Raw genomic sequence first — 17,142 nt, forward strand, 5'->3', positions numbered from 1 at the left:
CGGAAGCGTAAACCAAAAGGTGCTTCCTTTACCTAACTGGCTATCCACGCCGATCTCACCATTATGGCGGTGAATGATCTCTGCGCTGATGTAAAGACCCAAACCCAGACCGGAATATTGTGCACCGGAATATTCTGCCCGGTAATATTTATTAAACAGATGCGGAATCTTATCCGGTGAGATCCCGGGTCCACTATCTTTGACCGAAACTTTAACATACTGACCCATCTTTTCAACGATTAGGTAGATATTTTTAGATTCAGGAGCATATTTGACGGCATTATTCACAAAATTGACCACCACCTGATCGATCCGGTGTTCATCGGCAAAAACTGTTAATTCCAGGTCACCTTCGAAGATTAGTTCGTATTTACCTGCTGCCCGCACGTGGTTACAGCAGCTTTTCAGCATTTCTGAAACCTTAAATGTTTTTTTGACAATATGCAGTTGGTTTTGATTGAGCTTACTGGCGTCCAGCAGTTCTTCGATCAGGCCACAGATCTTTTCAACATTTCTGTTCGCCTGATCGATCAACCTGGGCAGCATTGCCGGCGAAGGCTGTTCCTTCATCCGGTCGAGCAATTGCAAAGACGACTTTAAACTGGTTACCGGAGTTTTTAACTCATGACTTGCGATGCAGATGAAATCATCTTTCTGGGCAGCCAACATTTTAAGATCGTGAATATCAGTCGCCGTACCGATCCAGCTTTGTAAATCTCCCAGTTCATTTTTTATCGGCAGCATCCGTACCAGGTGCCATCGGTATTCCCCGTCAGCGCGTCTCTCCCTGATCTCGAATTCGCCACCGGTTGTACCTCTTAAAATGTTCCGGAAAAAATCCTGACAATAGTCCAGGTCATCAGGATGGATGATCGTCTCCCATCCTCTGCCACTAAACTGCTTTTCATCGAGGCCTGTATAATTATACCATTGCTGGTTATAAAAGTCTACCTCGCCGTCAAGCGTGTTTGTCCAGGCGATATTGGGAATGGCGTTTAGCTGCATGCGGAACAAATTGGCACTTGCTTCGATTTTTCTCCTCGCCAAAACGGTATCGGTCACTTCGATAGCAAATACAAATATGCCGTCTACCTTGCCTCCCGGACCGGGGCGTGGCTGATAAATAAAATTAAAATACCGTTCTTCGATAACCCCATCAGCCTTTCTGGCCATCGGTACGTACAATTCACGGCCTTCGTAGAGTTCACCTGTCCGGTAAACATTTTTAATAATGTCCATTAGCGGCTGGCCTGCAAGTTCGGGAATAGCTTCAGTCAGGGGCTTACCTAAGAGATCCCTTCCCGGAAAGAACTGCTGATATAAAGGATTCACCAGTTCATATCGATAGTCTGGCCCGTTCAGTATACATATCCCTGCCGGTGCCTGCATAAAGAACTGAGCAAATCTGTCTCGTTGGCTGGCGGTTTCTGCCTGCACAACCTCCAATTCAAGTTTTGCTTTCTTGTTGTCTATAAAGGCTCTTACTTTATCAGTAGTTTCAATGACATTGGTGATAACCCCTCTGATATTGCCGGTTTCATCCTTAATGGGGCTGTAGGCGAAATTGAAATAACATTCCTCGGAATATCCATGGCGGTTCAGGAATAATTTAAAGTCTGTGAACCTGACCGCATGGCCCTCCATAACGCCGTGAAGCATAGGGCCGATGGTATCCCAAATTTCTGAAAAGGATCGCCATATCGGTATGCCCATCGCCTGTGGGTGTTTGTTGGAACCCAAAATGGGGCGGTAACCATCATTATAGAACTGGATAAATTCAGCGCCCCAGGTTATATGCATCGGGAAGGGAGAACTTAACAAAACACCAATGGATATCTTTAACGCGGGCTCCCATGATTGGGGGGCTCCCAGCGGGGTTCTTGACCAATCGGTTTCACGGATGATTTCACCACACTCCCCCCCACCCTGTAAAAAAGGTAATTCTATCGGGTGTGGACTCGCTTGTGGCATAACGTTGAGTGTGTTAAGTTCGATCACTAAACACACCTTGCACAAATTGCCGTTAATGACTAAACTGTTTCCAATACCTTAGGGTTTGTTACTTATCAACAAAAATTTACCGTCTTTGTTTGTTCGCTGTGCTAACCATTAAGCTCAAATTTCGATTTTTTATCTGAAGACCGTTTTTGGTACACCAATCATCCCAGCTGGATCACTGGACGGCCCTCTAAGAAACACTATAAACGAAAAACGGGAGCCGCATCTTTCGATTTGAATCTCCCGTTTTCCACTCTATGCCGAACCATAGTCCGACGTAAAGTATCAAGTTTTGTGTAAAAAGACCGACTCGCTCTCGCCTTCCTCCTTGCGGATTCCGGTTGCTTCAAAGTCATTATGTCCGCTGCTTCTTTCCGTAAAAATTAGCAGTTTCTTATAATGCCTTATTTTAATTATCACCGTGTTTCTGTGCTTACGCTGTTTCTGTTTGATGTAATTCAGGCTTTCCCTTGATCTTTAGCTCCTCCGAAGATTTGCCCGATTCAATTTTGTTATTCCTGTAAGGCTGTCAAAGTACGTCGTTCTTGATGATTTCAATATCGGGACATGTATACTATTTTACAAGTGTTTTTATTGATTTTTATTAACTTGTTATTAACACAAAAACAAGAATTATTAACATATACAAATTAATACATATCAGTTATTTATATTCATTTTACTTAGGTTATTAACATTTTGTTTATTCACATATAGCCGCCAACTTTCCAATTTTGTATGTTATAAAAAAGCTCAAAATTTCACTTGCGCTGGATTTTATTTGTTAAATACTTGTTGTATCATTAGTAAAATTTGAAAGGTTGACTCATAGATAAGCAATATATTACCTCTTATATACGTAAAATAACAAAACAGGACGCAACGAATTGCGCCTTTACAACGTATATTTATATAATGGATGTAAAAGAAGTTGAGCGTTTAATAAAAATTAGCCGGGAGCGTCCCCTTATGCCGGAGACTTATATTCCCTGGCAGCTTGAGCCCGAACAGGATGATATTTTCCTACCCGAAACACTAACATCATTACAAGGTCTTGAAATATACGACGCCCTAAGTCATGCTCAAAAACTGGAACTTGGCCGCCATGAGCTGGTTCAGGTAATTGCATCATATGCGTGGGGCGAATGCTTGTTCTGCGTATTCATGACCCGCCACCTTATTACTTTGCCTGCCAATAATGTGGAGCATCAATTTTTATTGAGAGAGTTAATAGAAGAATTTCGTCACCAGGAAATGTTTGCACAGGTTATTGCCAAATTGGGTGGCAAGCCCATTAAGCAATCGGGCCTGCATAAGTTTTTCGGTGAGTTTAGTAACAAATACCTGCCTGCTGATTATCTGTTTATGGGCAGTGTTTCTATTGAGTTGGTTACGGATGTTTATGGCGATTATGCCCGAAAAACGCAAAATATTTACCCGGTTTTAAAAAAAATGTTCGATCTGCATAGTATTGAGGAGGGCAGGCATATCTTATTTACTAAAAGCCTGTTAAAAACTTACGCCGCCAAAGCGGGATATATTAAACGGACGCTATACAGTTATGTGATATTATTCAATATTTTGTTTGTGCGTACCATGTATGTTAAAAAAGAAATATATGAGCGCATCGGCTTAGAAAACCCTGATCAGGTCTACAAACTTGCATCAATAAACTTCAAACAAAAATTCGCTGATAATTGCCTTAAAGACGTTATTAAATTTGTTGATGAATGGAATGGATTTAATTTGCTAACGCGATTCGCGTGGCGATGGATTTTGGGGGCTAAGGTGTAAGGGCACAAAGCTAAAATCGATTTAAATGAGGCCAAACGTCTATAGAGAGAGTAATTATTTATAAGGAATAATAGAAATTTCTGAATCTCGAAACTGCAAATCATACCTCATTACTGGCGATTTAACATCGAACATTCTCTGTGTTCTAAAGAAATATTTTAATCGTTCTTGGTACGATAAAGTCGCGAAATATGTTCGAGCCTCCTGTTGTTCTTCCCAAGAAACGTTAAATCTAATGCGTCTTTTTTCATTGTTAAAAAAAATGTCATTTCGACGAGGTACATCGGATCCTGGCAATGCATAGATTTCTCACTATCGTTCGAAATGACAAGAATAATTATTATATCACCTTTATTATATCACCTCATTAATACTCATCTCTTTTATTTCCTTAATCTCTGGTCTGCCATTTTTAAAGGCTTTGCGTGGGGTTAGGCCCAGCAGCTCAAACATAGCCATATCGTCATCAAACGAAGGGTTAGGCGTAGTTAACAATTTCTCGCCAGCGAATATTGAATTGGCGCCTGCCATAAAGCAAAATGCCTGTTCAACTACGCTCATTTCTGTACGGCCGGCGGATAGGCGCACTACAGTTTTAGGCATAATAATGCGTGTTGTAGCAATCATCCTAACCATATCCCAAACAGAAACCCGCGGCTGATCTGCCAATGGTGTACCTTGTACCGGCACCAACGCGTTAATTGGAACCGACTCGGGATGCTGTGGTAAGTTTGATAAAGTTTTCAGCATAGAGATACGATCTGCAACCGTTTCGCCTAAACCAATTATACCGCCGCTGCAAACAGAGATCTTTGCTTTACGTACATTATCCAGCGTTTGTAAGCGCTCATCGTAAGTGCGGGTAGTAATAATTCTTTTATAATCTTCTTCTGATGTATCTAAATTATGGTTATAGGCATATAGGCCGGCATCTGCCAAACGTTGTGCCTGGCTTTCGGTAAGCATACCCAGTGTGCAGCAAACTTCCATATCCATTGCATTTACGGCTTTCACCATATCAATTACCTTGTCAAAATCGCGGTTATCGCGCACCTCGCGCCATGCTGCGCCCATGCATAATCTGGAAGCGCCCCCGTTTTTAGCTTTTTGGGCCACAGCTATAACTTCTTCTTTAGGCATAATAGCATGTACATCAACACCGGTATTATACCGTGCCGCCTGTGGGCAGTATGCGCAATCTTCCGGGCAACCGCCTGTTTTTATAGAGATCAGCGAGCTTATCTGCACCTCGGAATAATCCTTATTTTCGCGGTGTATACTTGCTGCCTTATAAACCAGGTCAAGCAATGGTGTATTATATATTTCGGTAATTTCTTCTTTTGTCCAGTTGTAGCGTACTTCTGTCATATATTAATTTTCTAATAAATTTTGAACCTCGAGTTTTAATGAGGGTAAATGATTTATGATAATGTTCCAAATTTGCTCAGGTTGTATTCCATCATACCCATGAATAATTTTATTCCTGGCGTCAACCATTCTACGAGCATTGGTAATATTAATTTCAGGATGTATTTTAAGTAAATTATTTACTGCTTCGCCTATTATTTCAATATTTCTTTCTACTGCATGTTGAAGCATCATATTTTTCTTAAAATCTTCAAAAGCTTTAGATTTACCTATAAATGTTTCAATATTTTCAATACAGGTAAGTATATCAAATAGATATTTCTTTATCTCACGCTGCATATATTAACTGCTTCTTTTCATTAATATCTTCAATAAAATAAGGGTTCTTTAAAGAATTCTCTACCAATAAATCAACCTCCCTACCAAAAACATTTCTTAACGCATCGTGTAATTCCCACCATATCTTGCCTCTTTCTAATGCTTTAACCCCATCTTCAAAATCTATTAATAAATCAATATCACTTTCCTCATTAAATTTATCACTAACCACTGAGCCAAAAGCATAAGCGCTCTTTACCTTATGGCTTTTCAGTAACTGAACCATAAATGGTAATTGCGCCTGCAATATTGGATGAAGCATAGCTTGTATTTTATATATAAGTCAAATTTACAATAAAAGCCTTATTCCTTAATGATGATGTAATAAAAGATTTGTGGCCAGCCAAAGCGGCAATAAAAATCCCGCGCAATCTGTAAATGTTGTTATGATGATTGATGAAGCCACTGCAGGGTCAACCCCTACTCTTTTTAATATTAATGGGATGGATGCACCGGTAAGCCCGGCTATAACCAGGTTACCTGTCATCGCTAAAAACAATACTAAACCTAATAAGGGATCTGCATCATAAAATAAAGCAACACCAAACACAACCAACCCGTTTGCCGCGCCATTTAACAGGCCCACCAAAAATTCTTTTAAAACGGTGTTGTAGGCTTGGTTATCGGTCAAATCGCTTAGCGAAATACGCCTTACCGTTACCGCCAATGCTTGTGTGGCCGCATTACCGCCCATACCCGCAATAATGGTCATATAGGCTGCTATTTGTGGCAGCTGTGAAACAGTGGACCCAAAATGCCGAATTATAGATGCCGCCAAATAAGCGGTAGCCAAATTAATAACCAGCCACGGCAAACGGCTTTTTACCGCTTCTTTCCAGTTACCGCTTAGTTCTTCATCTTCTGATACACCGGATATTTTTAACATATCCTCGGTACTCTCCTGCTCCATTACGTCAATGATGTCATCAACCGTAATACGCCCAATCAGCTTCATATTATCGTCAACAACAGGTATGGCTGTTAAATTGTATTGCGATATAAGCTTGGCAACTTCCTCCTGGTCAAGATCAGCTCTTACATACACCGGGTCGGCTTTAAATATGTCGCTTATTTTAACATCTGCGTGAGCTTTTATAATGTTTTTTATAGAAACTATGCCTTGCAAGGTTTTGGCATCGTCTACAACGTAAATGGTATAAAACTCTTCCATCTCTTCAGATTGGCGTATGATCTCATCCAGAGCTCCTTTTTTGTCTGAATTGATATTAACACAGATCAGCTCAGAATTCATTAACCCGCCCGCCGTATTCTCGTCATAACTTAACAGGGCGCGGATACTGGTGGCATCCTCCTGGTCAATATCTTCCAGAATTTCCTGCTGCTCATGCTCCTCTAATTGCGAAATAATATCCGTAGCATCATCATAATCCAGTTCTTCAACTATCTCAGACCGTTTTTCGGGATGCAGATTGATCAGCAGCTCGCCGGGACGGTGTTCTTCGTCCATTTCGGCAATTACATCTGATGCAATATCAGTTGGAAGGATGTTAATGATCCGTTCTTTGTCTTCCTGCGGCAGTTTTTCAAATAATATGGCAATCTCCGAGGCGTGATATTCTTTCAGAACTATCTCTAATTCAACATCATCGCCCTCGAGCGCGGTTTTAATGCGGAGGAGGTCGGTTTTATCTATTTCGAAAGATTGCATATCCGACTAAATTAAGCATTTCAGCTTCAAATCAGGCATAAAAAATGAGCGCGAACGAGAAATGACAAGGAATTGGTTTAAATACTATAATCGTAAATAGACTTTACAACATTCAGCTTATGTAACTTTGCCAATATCATATTAACCTGCATTTTACGGATAGACACCTGTATGCTGCAATTATTATCAAATTGCTGGTTCAGGATAGCCAGATCTGTATCTTTTATAATGCGCATTACGTCATTCATTTGCAGATAATCAAAGCTGATGGTATAAACGTCATTCACCGTTTTTTCAATAACAACGGCCTGGTTAAGCGCTTCTTCGGTTGCCATTTTGTAGGCGTTGATGAGTCCGGGAACGCCTAACAACGTCCCACCGAAATAGCGTACAACCACAACCAATATGTTGGTCAGATCTTTTGAAAGCAGGATATTTAAAATTGGTCTGCCTGCCGTGCCGGATGGCTCGCCGTCATCATTCAATTTAAAAACAGAACGGTCAATGCTTAAACGCATGGCCCAGCAATGGTGATTTGCTTTGGGATGCTCAGACTTTAATGAAGCAACAATACCTTTTATATCGTTTTCTGAATGTATGGGGTAAGCATAAGCCAAAAACTTGCTGCCGCGATCACGAAATATGCCTTCGGATGGGTTTTCAATGGTTCGGTAAGTATCCTCAAACAGCATTAGTACACATAATTGACAGGGACAAATATAGTGTATACATAGTAACCAAACATACCTAACCTATCTACCCTGAACCACCTGATCTACCCTGAACCAACCTGATAGAGCCTCAAGTTTTATGCCTAATAAGAAGAATAAGTTATCACTATTATAGCCAGCAGCGCCAAAAATATGCCGAACTTGTTTAGCGTACTCAGTTTCTCTTTAAATATAAACAAGCCAACAAACGTACCCAACACAATTACCCCTATGTTCATGGCCGAAAAAACCGTAGACGGCTGATTAGCCAATGCCCGGTGTGCCTTTAAATAAAACAGGATATTACCAAAATTGGCTGCACCTAATGCCCAACCTATTAAAATATGCGGAAAAGAGAATTTTGTTTTTTTTCTGGCGATTTTTACAATTAACAAAATGAATGAGCATATAAATGCCAATACAAATACTATAAAAAGTGAAGTAGTATAGGGCACCGATTTAAACGCGGCCAACTGTTTAAACAACACATCAATAACACCCATGCCAACAAAAACCACCAACAGATAGAACCACGAACCGGATCTTGATTTTGCTCCCCTGCCCTTTTGCCAAGGTATGGAACAAATAATTGCTGCAAAACCAATGGAAATACCAATAATTTTTAGCAGACTTAACTCCTCGTCAAAAACAACATATGCAGCAAGGATGGGAATAAATAGCGATAGGCGTTGCGCTATATCTGTACGCACTATACCTGTAACTTTAACAGATGTTGCCAGCACTAAAAAAAGCAGCGGCAATAATAAACCCAGCGCTGCAAAATTATAAATTGGCGCTGCCTGCAAATTAGTTAGCTTCGGTTTAAAAATTAGCCAGGTTAATAAAATCGCGGTAGAATAATTCCAGGTTATGGCTTGCAGCACATCTACATGGTAGCGTTTGGCAAGTTTTAACATAATAGAAACAATTACACTGCAACATATACTTAGTAAAACGTAAAGCATTCGGCTATTTATTTATTGTATAAGATTTGTACCCCGTCAGTTCCTGATAAAAATTCTTCAGCAATTATACCTTTAATTTGCGGCGCTTTTATGCCGCTTGTTAAAGTAGTTTTGCCCGTAAAAATACGTGCCTCATCCCATAGCCCGGCTTCAATAAAGGTATTGAGTGTATAGGCGCCGCCCTCAATAATAACCGATTGTATATCCTGCAAATACAGTTGGTATAAAATATACTGCGGCACAAAACGGTCAAAATCTTCAAGGGCAATGTACTTGTTTTTCCCATCAACATCCATTTTAACAGCGTTAAATACCAATGTTTCAACAGATTGATCGAATATGTGTAAACCGGCATCTAATTCTAACCTTCTATCAATAACCACACGCTTTGGTGATCTGCCTGCACCATAGCGAACATTTAATTGCGGATTATCAATTTTCACGGTATTCTTCCCTACTAAAACAGCATCTTCCTCACCCCGCCATTGGTGTACCAACTTGCGCGATTCAAGGCTCGTTATCCAGTGTTGTTTATTATCATCGGGAGCAAAAAAACCATCTGCTGTTTGCGCCCATTTTAAAATAATGTATGGTCGTTGTTTTTGTACGCGGGTAAAAAACCGGCGGTTAAGCCATTTGCATTCATCTTCTAAAATGCCAACCACTACTTCAATACCCGCAGCTTTTAATTTTTCTATACCCTTACCATCCACCTGATCGAACGGGTCGCGGCAGCCAACTACTGCCCTGAGTATGCGATGTTTGATAATCAGATCTGCACAGGGTGGCGTTTTGCCATAATGAGCGCAGGGCTCTAATGATACGTAAATGGTGGATTGCCTTAGCAATTCTTCAGCATTATCATAATTCGATAATACCTGGTTAACGGCATTTACTTCGGCATGCGCGCGGCCATATTGTTGGTGATGGCCCTCGCCTATTATCTTATCCTCATGCACAATTACAGCGCCCACCATAGGGTTGGGGCTAACACTACCCATACCTAAAGTGGCAAGATCAATACAACGCTGCATATATATTTGATGATTGGGCATGCTGCAAAAGTAGCTTTTATGGCTGTTAATCTTTATTAATTAGTCAGTCGGATTTTTTCATGTAATCAAATTTCATACAGAATTAGGGTTTATATTTAGAATATATTATCCATTTATATAAATATCTTATGCTTATACATCAGTTCATTTTGCAATATAGAAACCTTTCGCAAGTGCTTTTTTATGCAATGATGATCATTTCGTGCTGGGGAATAGAATGTATTATTTGCGTAACGGCTAAACATCACAAATTATCCCACACATTTTTAAATGCCCGGTTTATTTTCACGGCGCTGCCAATACAGTTATTTTTAACGGGTTTGGTATTATTAATTGTGAGTTGGGATCATAACCATCATTGGGGACTGATTAACTATATACCCAGGCATCAAAACAAATGGGTTTATTATGTTAGTCTTTTTTTTCTGTTAGATCTGGGTGAATATATTTACCATGTTACCATGCATAAAATAGACTTTTTATGGAAATTTCATTTAGTACACCATAGTGATTTAATGGTTGATGTTTCTACTACAGTTAGGGAACACCCCGGCGAAACTTGTGTGCGTGTTTGTTTTTTAATGTTATGGGTATTTTTATTAGGGCCGGCAATTGCCGTTTTAATGTTACGACAGGTTTTTCAAACATTTTTTAATATCCTTGCTCATACAGAGTTCAGGCTGCCGGAGAAATTAAATAATGTGCTCGGACTATTATTTATCACACCAAATTTGCACCATGTGCACCACCATTACAAATTACCTTATACTGATTGCAATTATGGCGATGTTTTATCCATTTGGGACCGTTTGTTTGGCACCTATCAGCAATTGCCCCGTCAGGAAACAAGTTTTGGTATTGACACCCATCTTGACCCAACTATTAATGCCAGGTTTATACCTATATTAAAAATACCTTTCGGTAAACTGGAAAGAAAATAGGCAATAATTAGCTATAAGTGGAAAAACTGAAGTATTGCTGTTCCATAATAATGTTAACAATCTTTAGCAGCGTATATGCTCAAACCGAAAGCATTACATCCAGATTTTATTTTCCGGGGCTGCTGGGTATAGATTTTCAAACCAGCCGGGCATCAATAACTTATAAAAAAGGCCTTCTTTTAAATACGGCTATTGAATATCGACCAAATGATGTGACCCCCTTTTTTTATCGTTTTAATTATGACGGCATCACCAATAAATATAATAGCAATGCTACCAGTTTGCCTACTAATGTAACTGACGGTAGTTTGCACAGAACTTATTTAATGGCAGGTACCGGATATAGAAAAAAATATAAAAGCCTTGGATGGTATGTTTTAACTCAGCCCGGATTAAGTATCAGAGGTTTTGATATTGTTAAAAGTAATGATGCCGGTTATATACTTGAACAATTTACCAGGAAAGATATATCTGTTAAATTTACCGGTGGTTTTGAATATTACCTGGCATCGCATTTTGCAATTATTATGGAACCTTCTCACTATCAAAATAGCTTCGTTAACCATAAAGTTTCTTTTAACAACAGTGAAATGGCCATTAGTATTGGTATTACTACTACCCTATTTTAACAACAGTTAAAACAGTTTCTGTGCCTTTAAACTTTAAGCTTTTTCATTTCTTTGTTAAAATCTCTACCGGGCTTAAAAAAGGCTATATTATGTTCAGGAACAACCATCATTTCGCCTTTTGTTATGTTTTGACCAATTTTTTTAGCACGTTTTTTAGGAATAAATGTACCAAAACCACGAAAATAACAACCTTCACCATTTGCAACCGTGGTTTTAATTGTAGCAAGTGATTGTTGAAAAACCTCCATCACTGTTTCGGGTTCCAAACCCGTCTTACGCGATACTTCTTTTGTCAATTCTGCTTTTGTCATGTTGTATATCTTTAATTCTTGTTTTCTATCGGGGCATTCTATTAATATTTGGAATGTTGTACGTATTAGTTTTGATTGGGTTGCGACTTACAATATATTTGTTCATTTTATTCACTCCAAAAAAGGAATATTTTTGGTTAATTTAGCATCTTATCATGCGGCTGTTTGATAAAATGCCAATTTTACTTTGTTTGCATGAAAACTATTAGAGATGTATTTACCCATTTCAAACATGGCCTTGCCGAGGTGTATGACACTCAGGAAACCGAGGCAATAACACTAACAGTATTAACAGAAATACTCAACTCATCCAAAGCAACAATTAAGGCTTTCCCTGAAAAGGAATTAACACTAACCCAACAGGATGAAGCCAATAACATATTCACCCAGCTAAAAACCGGTAAACCATTGCAATATGCTTTAGGTTATACAGAATTTTATGGGTTAAAATTTATAGTTAACCCGGCGGTGCTTATCCCGCGGCCCGAAACGGAGGAGTTGGTGCAATGGGCGATTGACAGTTGGCGATTGACAGTTGGCAGTTGGCAGCAGCCTTATTATATTTTAGATATTGGTACCGGTAGCGGATGTATCGCTATCAGCTTAAAAAAGAATTTGCCTGATGCAGAAGTTTCGGCAATTGATATTTCGCCGGAGGCATTACAAACAGCAAAGGAAAATGCCGGCATTAATGAGGTTGATGTTGATTTTATACAAGATGATATTCTGAACTCACAACTCAGAACCCAAAACTTACAACTCGTCATCAGTAACCCACCTTATGTTACGCTTACGGATAAACAACAAATGCATACCAACGTAACTGGTTTTGAACCACATACCGCGCTTTTTGTTCCCGAGGATAACCCGCTGCTATTTTATAAGGCTATTGCAGATTTTGCGGCAGATAACCTTGTTAAAGGTGGCTTGTTATTTTTGGAGATCAATGAAAGTTTGGGCAAAGAAACTGTGGAGCTTTTAGAAAATAAAGGATTTACAAATGTGGAGTTGAGGAAGGATATGAGCGGCAGGGATAGGATGATAAGGGCAACCAAATAAAGTTCCCCTCTTGAGAGGGGCGCGTTGAAAGTGCGGCTGCAGGGGTGTGTTTGTCCGCTTTTTCTTATTGTTTAATTAAAATTAATAATAACTTTATCTCAGCCAATTCAATGAAAATAAATTTCCACGCTTTAGTAGTTCATAATAAGCCTCTTCTGTACATAGGGGCAATTGTGTATTTTACTGCTACTTATTTTTCCACTGCCAAAAACATAAGCAATTTATATATATATATTGGTTTGATTTTAGGCACATTGTTGATATTCCTCTCTTTTAGGAAACCCAAAAGCGCTAATTACGCGGATGAAACTGAATGATCGTCCCTTTCAAATACTCCCTATCCAAATGGGTGTAGATCTCAGTCGTAGTAATACTTTCATGGCCCAGCATTTCCTGTACAGCGCGCAGGTCGGCGCCGCCTTCTACCAAATGCGTGGCGAATGAATGCCGGAACGTATGCGGACTAATAGTCTTTTTCAACCCCACTAATTCTGCCAGCTGCTTTATCACCATAAAAATATAAACCCGGCTTAAACGTGTGCCGCGGCGGTTTAAAAACACATAATCTTCCTCGCCTTTTTTTATCGGGATATGCACGCGCACCTGCTCTATCCAAATCTTTAAAGCTTTAATGGCCGAGCCGCCAAGGGGTACCAATCGCTCCTTACTGCCCTTACCAAATACTTTAATAAACTCAATATCGAGATAAAGATTAGACAGTTTAAGCTCTGTTAACTCGGATACACGCAGTCCGCAGCCATATAAAGTTTCCAGTATTGCCTTATTGCGTGCACCTTCTGGCCTGGACAAATCAATGGCATCAATCATTTTATTAATATCATCATAACTCAGCGTATCCGGCAGTTTGCGGGTTATTTTGGGCGATTCAAGTAATTCAGATGGGTCGCTTTTTATCATGTCCTCCATCAGTAAATATTTATAAAAAGCTTTAATGCCTGATAGGATGCGGGCCTGCGAGGATGGGATCATACCCAGCTCATTTACAGCAGTTATAAACTCGCGAAGATTAGCTAATATAATTTGTTCAGGATTTATTTTCGACGATGGCGTTTCGGCAAACCGATACAGCTTTTCAATATCGCGCGTATAGGCCTCGATGGAATTGGCCGAAAGAGATTTTTCCAGTTTTAAATACGCTTGAAATCCTTTTATTGCCGATCGCCAGTCCAATTGATTTTAGTTTTAATGTTTTATAAGTAAGTTTGAACTAATGAATATACAAATTATTAATGGCCCAAATTTAAACTTACTGGGCATACGCGAGAAATCAATTTATGGCGATAGCAGCTTCGAAACTTATTTAACAGAGCTACAGGGCCGTTATCCAAACCTAAACATTACTTACTACCAAAGTAACGTGGAGGGCGAAATTATAAATAAACTGCATGAAGTTGGATTTAGTTATGAAGGCATTGTATTAAACGCGGGCGCTTACACGCATACCTCTGTTGCTATTGCCGATGCTATTGCGGGTATTAATACACCGGTTGTTGAAGTGCATATATCTAACGTTTACAAGCGCGAAGAGTTTAGGCACCACAGTATGCTGGCAAGTAATTGCAAAGGTGTTATTGCAGGTTTTGGATTGGATAGTTATAGATTAGCTATTGAGAGTTTAATAGTTAAATAAAACATATTACTGAACCATGATTTTTAGGATTTAAAGATTATAGGATTATTTAAAATCAAGGCAAACTTTAAATCTTAAAAATCAAGGTTCAGACAGAATAGAAATCTCCTATATGCAAAGAGTATTAAAATTTACGGTATTAATTCTAATAATACTTATAGCGTCTTTGCACGATGGCTTGGCTCAGAATAAAAGCCATGGGTCCGGGTCTTTAAGCAAAAATCAAAGAAAGGCAATGTATACCCGCGATTCATTATTGCGAAGCTTTAATAAGTCTGACACCTCTATAAATAACCTGCTGCAACGGCTTGCTCAATATAACATCACATTTAACCAGGTAAATAACAACCTGTCGGAAGGATTAGATACTGCTGATATAAGCCAGCAATTACCTTCTACGGTAAAAAGGATAAATAAAATAAAAAACCAGGCCGAAACTCATAAATCAAGCACCTTAAGATACCTGTTTGTTTTAAGGGATAATTTAGATCATATACAAAGTAAACTGGAGGGCTGGCAGGCAGACCTGGATGCGGTTAATAGCAAATTGATTCAAAATCAATCTGATCTCATCAAGTTTTCAAGTGATTCATTACTATTAAAAACGGTCCCGTCTGACAGCTTGTTACGCAACACCTTTTTTGCACAACGAAAAGCTACCAGCAGACTATGGCATAAAACAGACTCGGCCAACCGTAGTAACTTATTTAAAGTTAACCTATTACAAAACAGGGTAGCCATTGCCTATTCTGGCATATTGGATGAGACAGATCAGATCGATTCAAAAGTTGTAAAGTTTGCTGCAAGGGCCGTTAATGGCGAGTTTGGCTATATATGGGCTATTGATCCGCAGTATAATGATTTTAAATCGGCTGTTAATGGTACTGTTAATTTAAATAATATACAACTTTACTATTTCCTTAAAAAAGAAACCGCGACACATTTTATAAGTTTATTATTCCTGGTTGTAGTTTTTAGCTGGATAATATACATCCGCAAAAAAACAAAACGCGATAGTGAAAATATCCAACTAATAGCCGACAAAGCAAATTATATTTACAACTACCCTATTATATCATCATTGCTGGTAGGCACTGCAATCATCCCTTATTTTTATGACCATCCGCCGGTAATTTTTCTGGAATGTTTTTTTATAACATCACTTATACTGGTATTAATATTAGTTAAAAAAACATTTCATCCAACCTTGTTTAATGCATTGCACCAATTGTTTTATGTTACAATAGGTTACAGTTTAAGTAATTTATTAATACAGATCACAAATATTGACAGGTTTAGCATTTTACTTTTAAGTACCGCGTCTGTTATAATTGCTTTACTGTTTAATAAAAAAGTAAATGAAGCGCCCGGGAATTATCCCAGGAATACTGGTTTTGTGTTAAAAATATTTATTGGGCTTCAACTTTTATCTTTAGTATGCGATATATCTGGCAGGTTTAGTTTAGCTAAAATAATAGGTACAACCGCTGTTTATAATTTATGGTTATTAATAAGCCTGCATTTTGTAATAGAAATAATAACCCAGGGGTTGTTTCTGCAATTTCAAACTAAAAAGAATACCGATAGTATTGTCAGTTGGATTGATATTACGCTTCTGCAAGAAAAAACAAGAAAAGTATTAAACGTGCTTGCCGCCGGGCTTTGGCTATTTTTCCTATTCCAGAACTTAAACATAGATGATTCTGCAATGGATTATGTGAGCGATATTTTAACTCAGCCGCACACAGTTGGTAATTCAACCTTTATATTTAAAGACTTTATTACTTTCATTGCGGTAATATGGCTATCGTCAGTAATATCAAAAATAGTAAGCTATTTTTATGATATTGCTATTCAGCGTGCTTCTGATATCGACGCGTTAAAAAAGAAGAACCGCACCTCGACCCTTTTAATAAGGATAGGAGTATTAATACTGGGCTTTTTCCTTGCTGTATTCGCTTCAAATTTTTCGCTGGATAAATTAACCATTATTATTAGCGCGTTTGGTATTGGTATTGGTTTTGGCCTGCAAAACATTGTAAACAACCTGGTATCGGGCTTAATACTGGCCTTTGAAAAACCAATCCAAATTGGCGATATTATTGAAGTGGATAACCGAGCAGGCACTATAAAAGAGATAGGGATACGCTCAAGCAAATTGGCCACCAGCGATGGTGCCGAAGTTATTATACCTAACGGCGATCTGATATCGCACCATGTAGTTAATTGGACGCTAAGCAACAATAACCGCCGTGTTGAACTGATAGTTAGTGTTAAGTACGGCTCTGATATTGCAAAAGTTAAAGGTTTATTAATTGACTTGCTGAACGCACGCCAGGATATTATGACCAACCCCGAACCTTTGGTTTTTTTGCATAATTTAAATGGAAGTTCGGTTGATTTTCAGATTTTGTTTTGGGCTGCTGATATAAACCATTGGTTAGCGTTAAAGAACCATGTATTGAGCGATATTTTTACAATATTTGACAAAGAAGGCATTGAGATGTCTTCCCCACAGCAGGATTTGAATTTGAAGTTACCTGAAGGGAAAACAATAAATATTGATGATATAGATTCAACTAATAATCCCCCGAAAAAAACTTAATTTATTTGT

The 17,142-nt window shown here is 38.8% G+C and carries 16 protein-coding genes; 6 read left to right on the plus strand and 10 right to left on the minus strand.

The features are described 5' to 3' along the window. Positions 1 to 1,971, minus strand: a 1,971-nt coding sequence (locus JWR23_RS17105; protein WP_299517628.1) for an ATP-binding protein, incomplete at its 3' end; no start/stop codon positions are given. Positions 1,972 to 2,913: 942 nt separating this feature from the next. Between JWR23_RS17105 and JWR23_RS17110 the strand changes: the two genes are divergently transcribed. After that, entirely contained in the window at positions 2,914 to 3,792 is an 879-nt protein-coding gene (locus JWR23_RS17110) for a diiron oxygenase (protein ID WP_299517630.1), read from the plus strand. 354 nt (positions 3,793 to 4,146) lie between these two features. On the opposite strand, the gene bioB is transcribed toward JWR23_RS17110, so the two are convergent. From bioB to ribD, 7 genes are all read right to left on the minus strand, one after another. After that, positions 4,147 to 5,160: a biotin synthase BioB gene (gene bioB / locus JWR23_RS17115; RefSeq protein WP_299517632.1), complete on the minus strand. Its 1,014-nt coding sequence runs from the start codon at positions 5,158 to 5,160 to the stop codon at positions 4,147 to 4,149. 3 nt (positions 5,161 to 5,163) lie between these two features. Next, positions 5,164 to 5,499: a HepT-like ribonuclease domain-containing protein gene (locus JWR23_RS17120; protein WP_299517634.1), complete on the minus strand. Its 336-nt coding sequence runs from the start codon at positions 5,497 to 5,499 to the stop codon at positions 5,164 to 5,166. Next, a complete protein-coding gene (locus JWR23_RS17125; protein WP_299517637.1) occupies positions 5,489 to 5,800 on the minus strand; it encodes a nucleotidyltransferase family protein in 312 nt (103 codons plus the stop codon). The genes JWR23_RS17120 and JWR23_RS17125 overlap by 11 nt, the downstream gene beginning before the upstream one ends. Positions 5,801 to 5,848: 48 nt before the next feature. Further along, a complete protein-coding gene (gene mgtE, locus JWR23_RS17130; protein WP_299517639.1) occupies positions 5,849 to 7,207 on the minus strand; it encodes a magnesium transporter in 1,359 nt (452 codons plus the stop codon). 77 nt (positions 7,208 to 7,284) lie between these two features. Beyond that, complete coding sequence (locus JWR23_RS17135) at positions 7,285 to 7,899, minus strand: YigZ family protein (protein WP_299517641.1); 615 nt, start codon at positions 7,897 to 7,899, stop codon at positions 7,285 to 7,287. 122 nt (positions 7,900 to 8,021) lie between these two features. Next, the gene (locus tag JWR23_RS17140; RefSeq protein ID WP_299517643.1) at positions 8,022 to 8,834 is read right to left on the minus strand and encodes an EamA family transporter; all 813 of its coding nucleotides are present in this window, start codon (positions 8,832 to 8,834) and stop codon (positions 8,022 to 8,024) included. Between the two features lie 56 nt (positions 8,835 to 8,890). Next, complete coding sequence (gene ribD, locus JWR23_RS17145) at positions 8,891 to 9,937, minus strand: bifunctional diaminohydroxyphosphoribosylaminopyrimidine deaminase/5-amino-6-(5-phosphoribosylamino)uracil reductase RibD (RefSeq protein ID WP_299517645.1); 1,047 nt, start codon at positions 9,935 to 9,937, stop codon at positions 8,891 to 8,893. A 320-nt stretch (positions 9,938 to 10,257) separates the two neighbouring features. On the opposite strand from ribD, the gene JWR23_RS17150 reads away from it, so the two are divergent. Both JWR23_RS17150 and JWR23_RS17155 read left to right on the plus strand, forming a co-directional pair. Continuing rightward, entirely contained in the window at positions 10,258 to 10,878 is a 621-nt protein-coding gene (locus JWR23_RS17150) for a sterol desaturase family protein (RefSeq protein WP_299517647.1), read from the plus strand. 50 nt (positions 10,879 to 10,928) lie between these two features. Next, a complete protein-coding gene (locus JWR23_RS17155) occupies positions 10,929 to 11,507 on the plus strand; it encodes a hypothetical protein (RefSeq protein ID WP_299517650.1) in 579 nt (192 codons plus the stop codon). 26 nt (positions 11,508 to 11,533) lie between these two features. Here the strand turns inward: JWR23_RS17155 and JWR23_RS17160 are convergent, their stop codons facing one another. After that, entirely contained in the window at positions 11,534 to 11,818 is a 285-nt protein-coding gene (locus JWR23_RS17160) for an HU family DNA-binding protein (RefSeq protein ID WP_299517652.1), read from the minus strand. A gap of 195 nt (positions 11,819 to 12,013) precedes the next feature. Here JWR23_RS17160 and prmC point away from each other — a divergent pair, with 195 nt between their 5' ends. Next, on the plus strand, positions 12,014 to 12,877 hold the full coding sequence (gene prmC / locus JWR23_RS17165; RefSeq protein ID WP_299517653.1) for a peptide chain release factor N(5)-glutamine methyltransferase: 864 nt from the start codon (positions 12,014 to 12,016) through the stop codon (positions 12,875 to 12,877). Positions 12,878 to 13,168: 291 nt separating this feature from the next. Here the strand turns inward: prmC and xerD are convergent, their stop codons facing one another. Beyond that, positions 13,169 to 14,068, minus strand: coding sequence for a site-specific tyrosine recombinase XerD (xerD, locus tag JWR23_RS17170; protein WP_299517654.1), 900 nt, complete (start codon positions 14,066 to 14,068; stop codon positions 13,169 to 13,171). A 40-nt stretch (positions 14,069 to 14,108) separates the two neighbouring features. Here xerD and aroQ point away from each other — a divergent pair, with 40 nt between their 5' ends. Both aroQ and JWR23_RS17180 read left to right on the plus strand, forming a co-directional pair. Beyond that, the gene (aroQ, locus tag JWR23_RS17175) at positions 14,109 to 14,528 is read left to right on the plus strand and encodes a type II 3-dehydroquinate dehydratase (protein ID WP_299517655.1); all 420 of its coding nucleotides are present in this window, start codon (positions 14,109 to 14,111) and stop codon (positions 14,526 to 14,528) included. A gap of 112 nt (positions 14,529 to 14,640) precedes the next feature. Continuing rightward, positions 14,641 to 17,133 carry a mechanosensitive ion channel domain-containing protein gene (locus JWR23_RS17180; protein ID WP_299517656.1) on the plus strand — a complete coding sequence of 831 codons (2,493 nt, stop codon included), beginning with the start codon at positions 14,641 to 14,643 and terminating at the stop codon, positions 17,131 to 17,133. Positions 17,134 to 17,142: the final 9 nt, after the last annotated feature.

This window comes from Mucilaginibacter sp. (genome assembly GCF_028288205.1).
In the GTDB taxonomy this organism is placed as follows: Bacteria; Bacteroidota; Bacteroidia; order Sphingobacteriales; family Sphingobacteriaceae; genus Mucilaginibacter.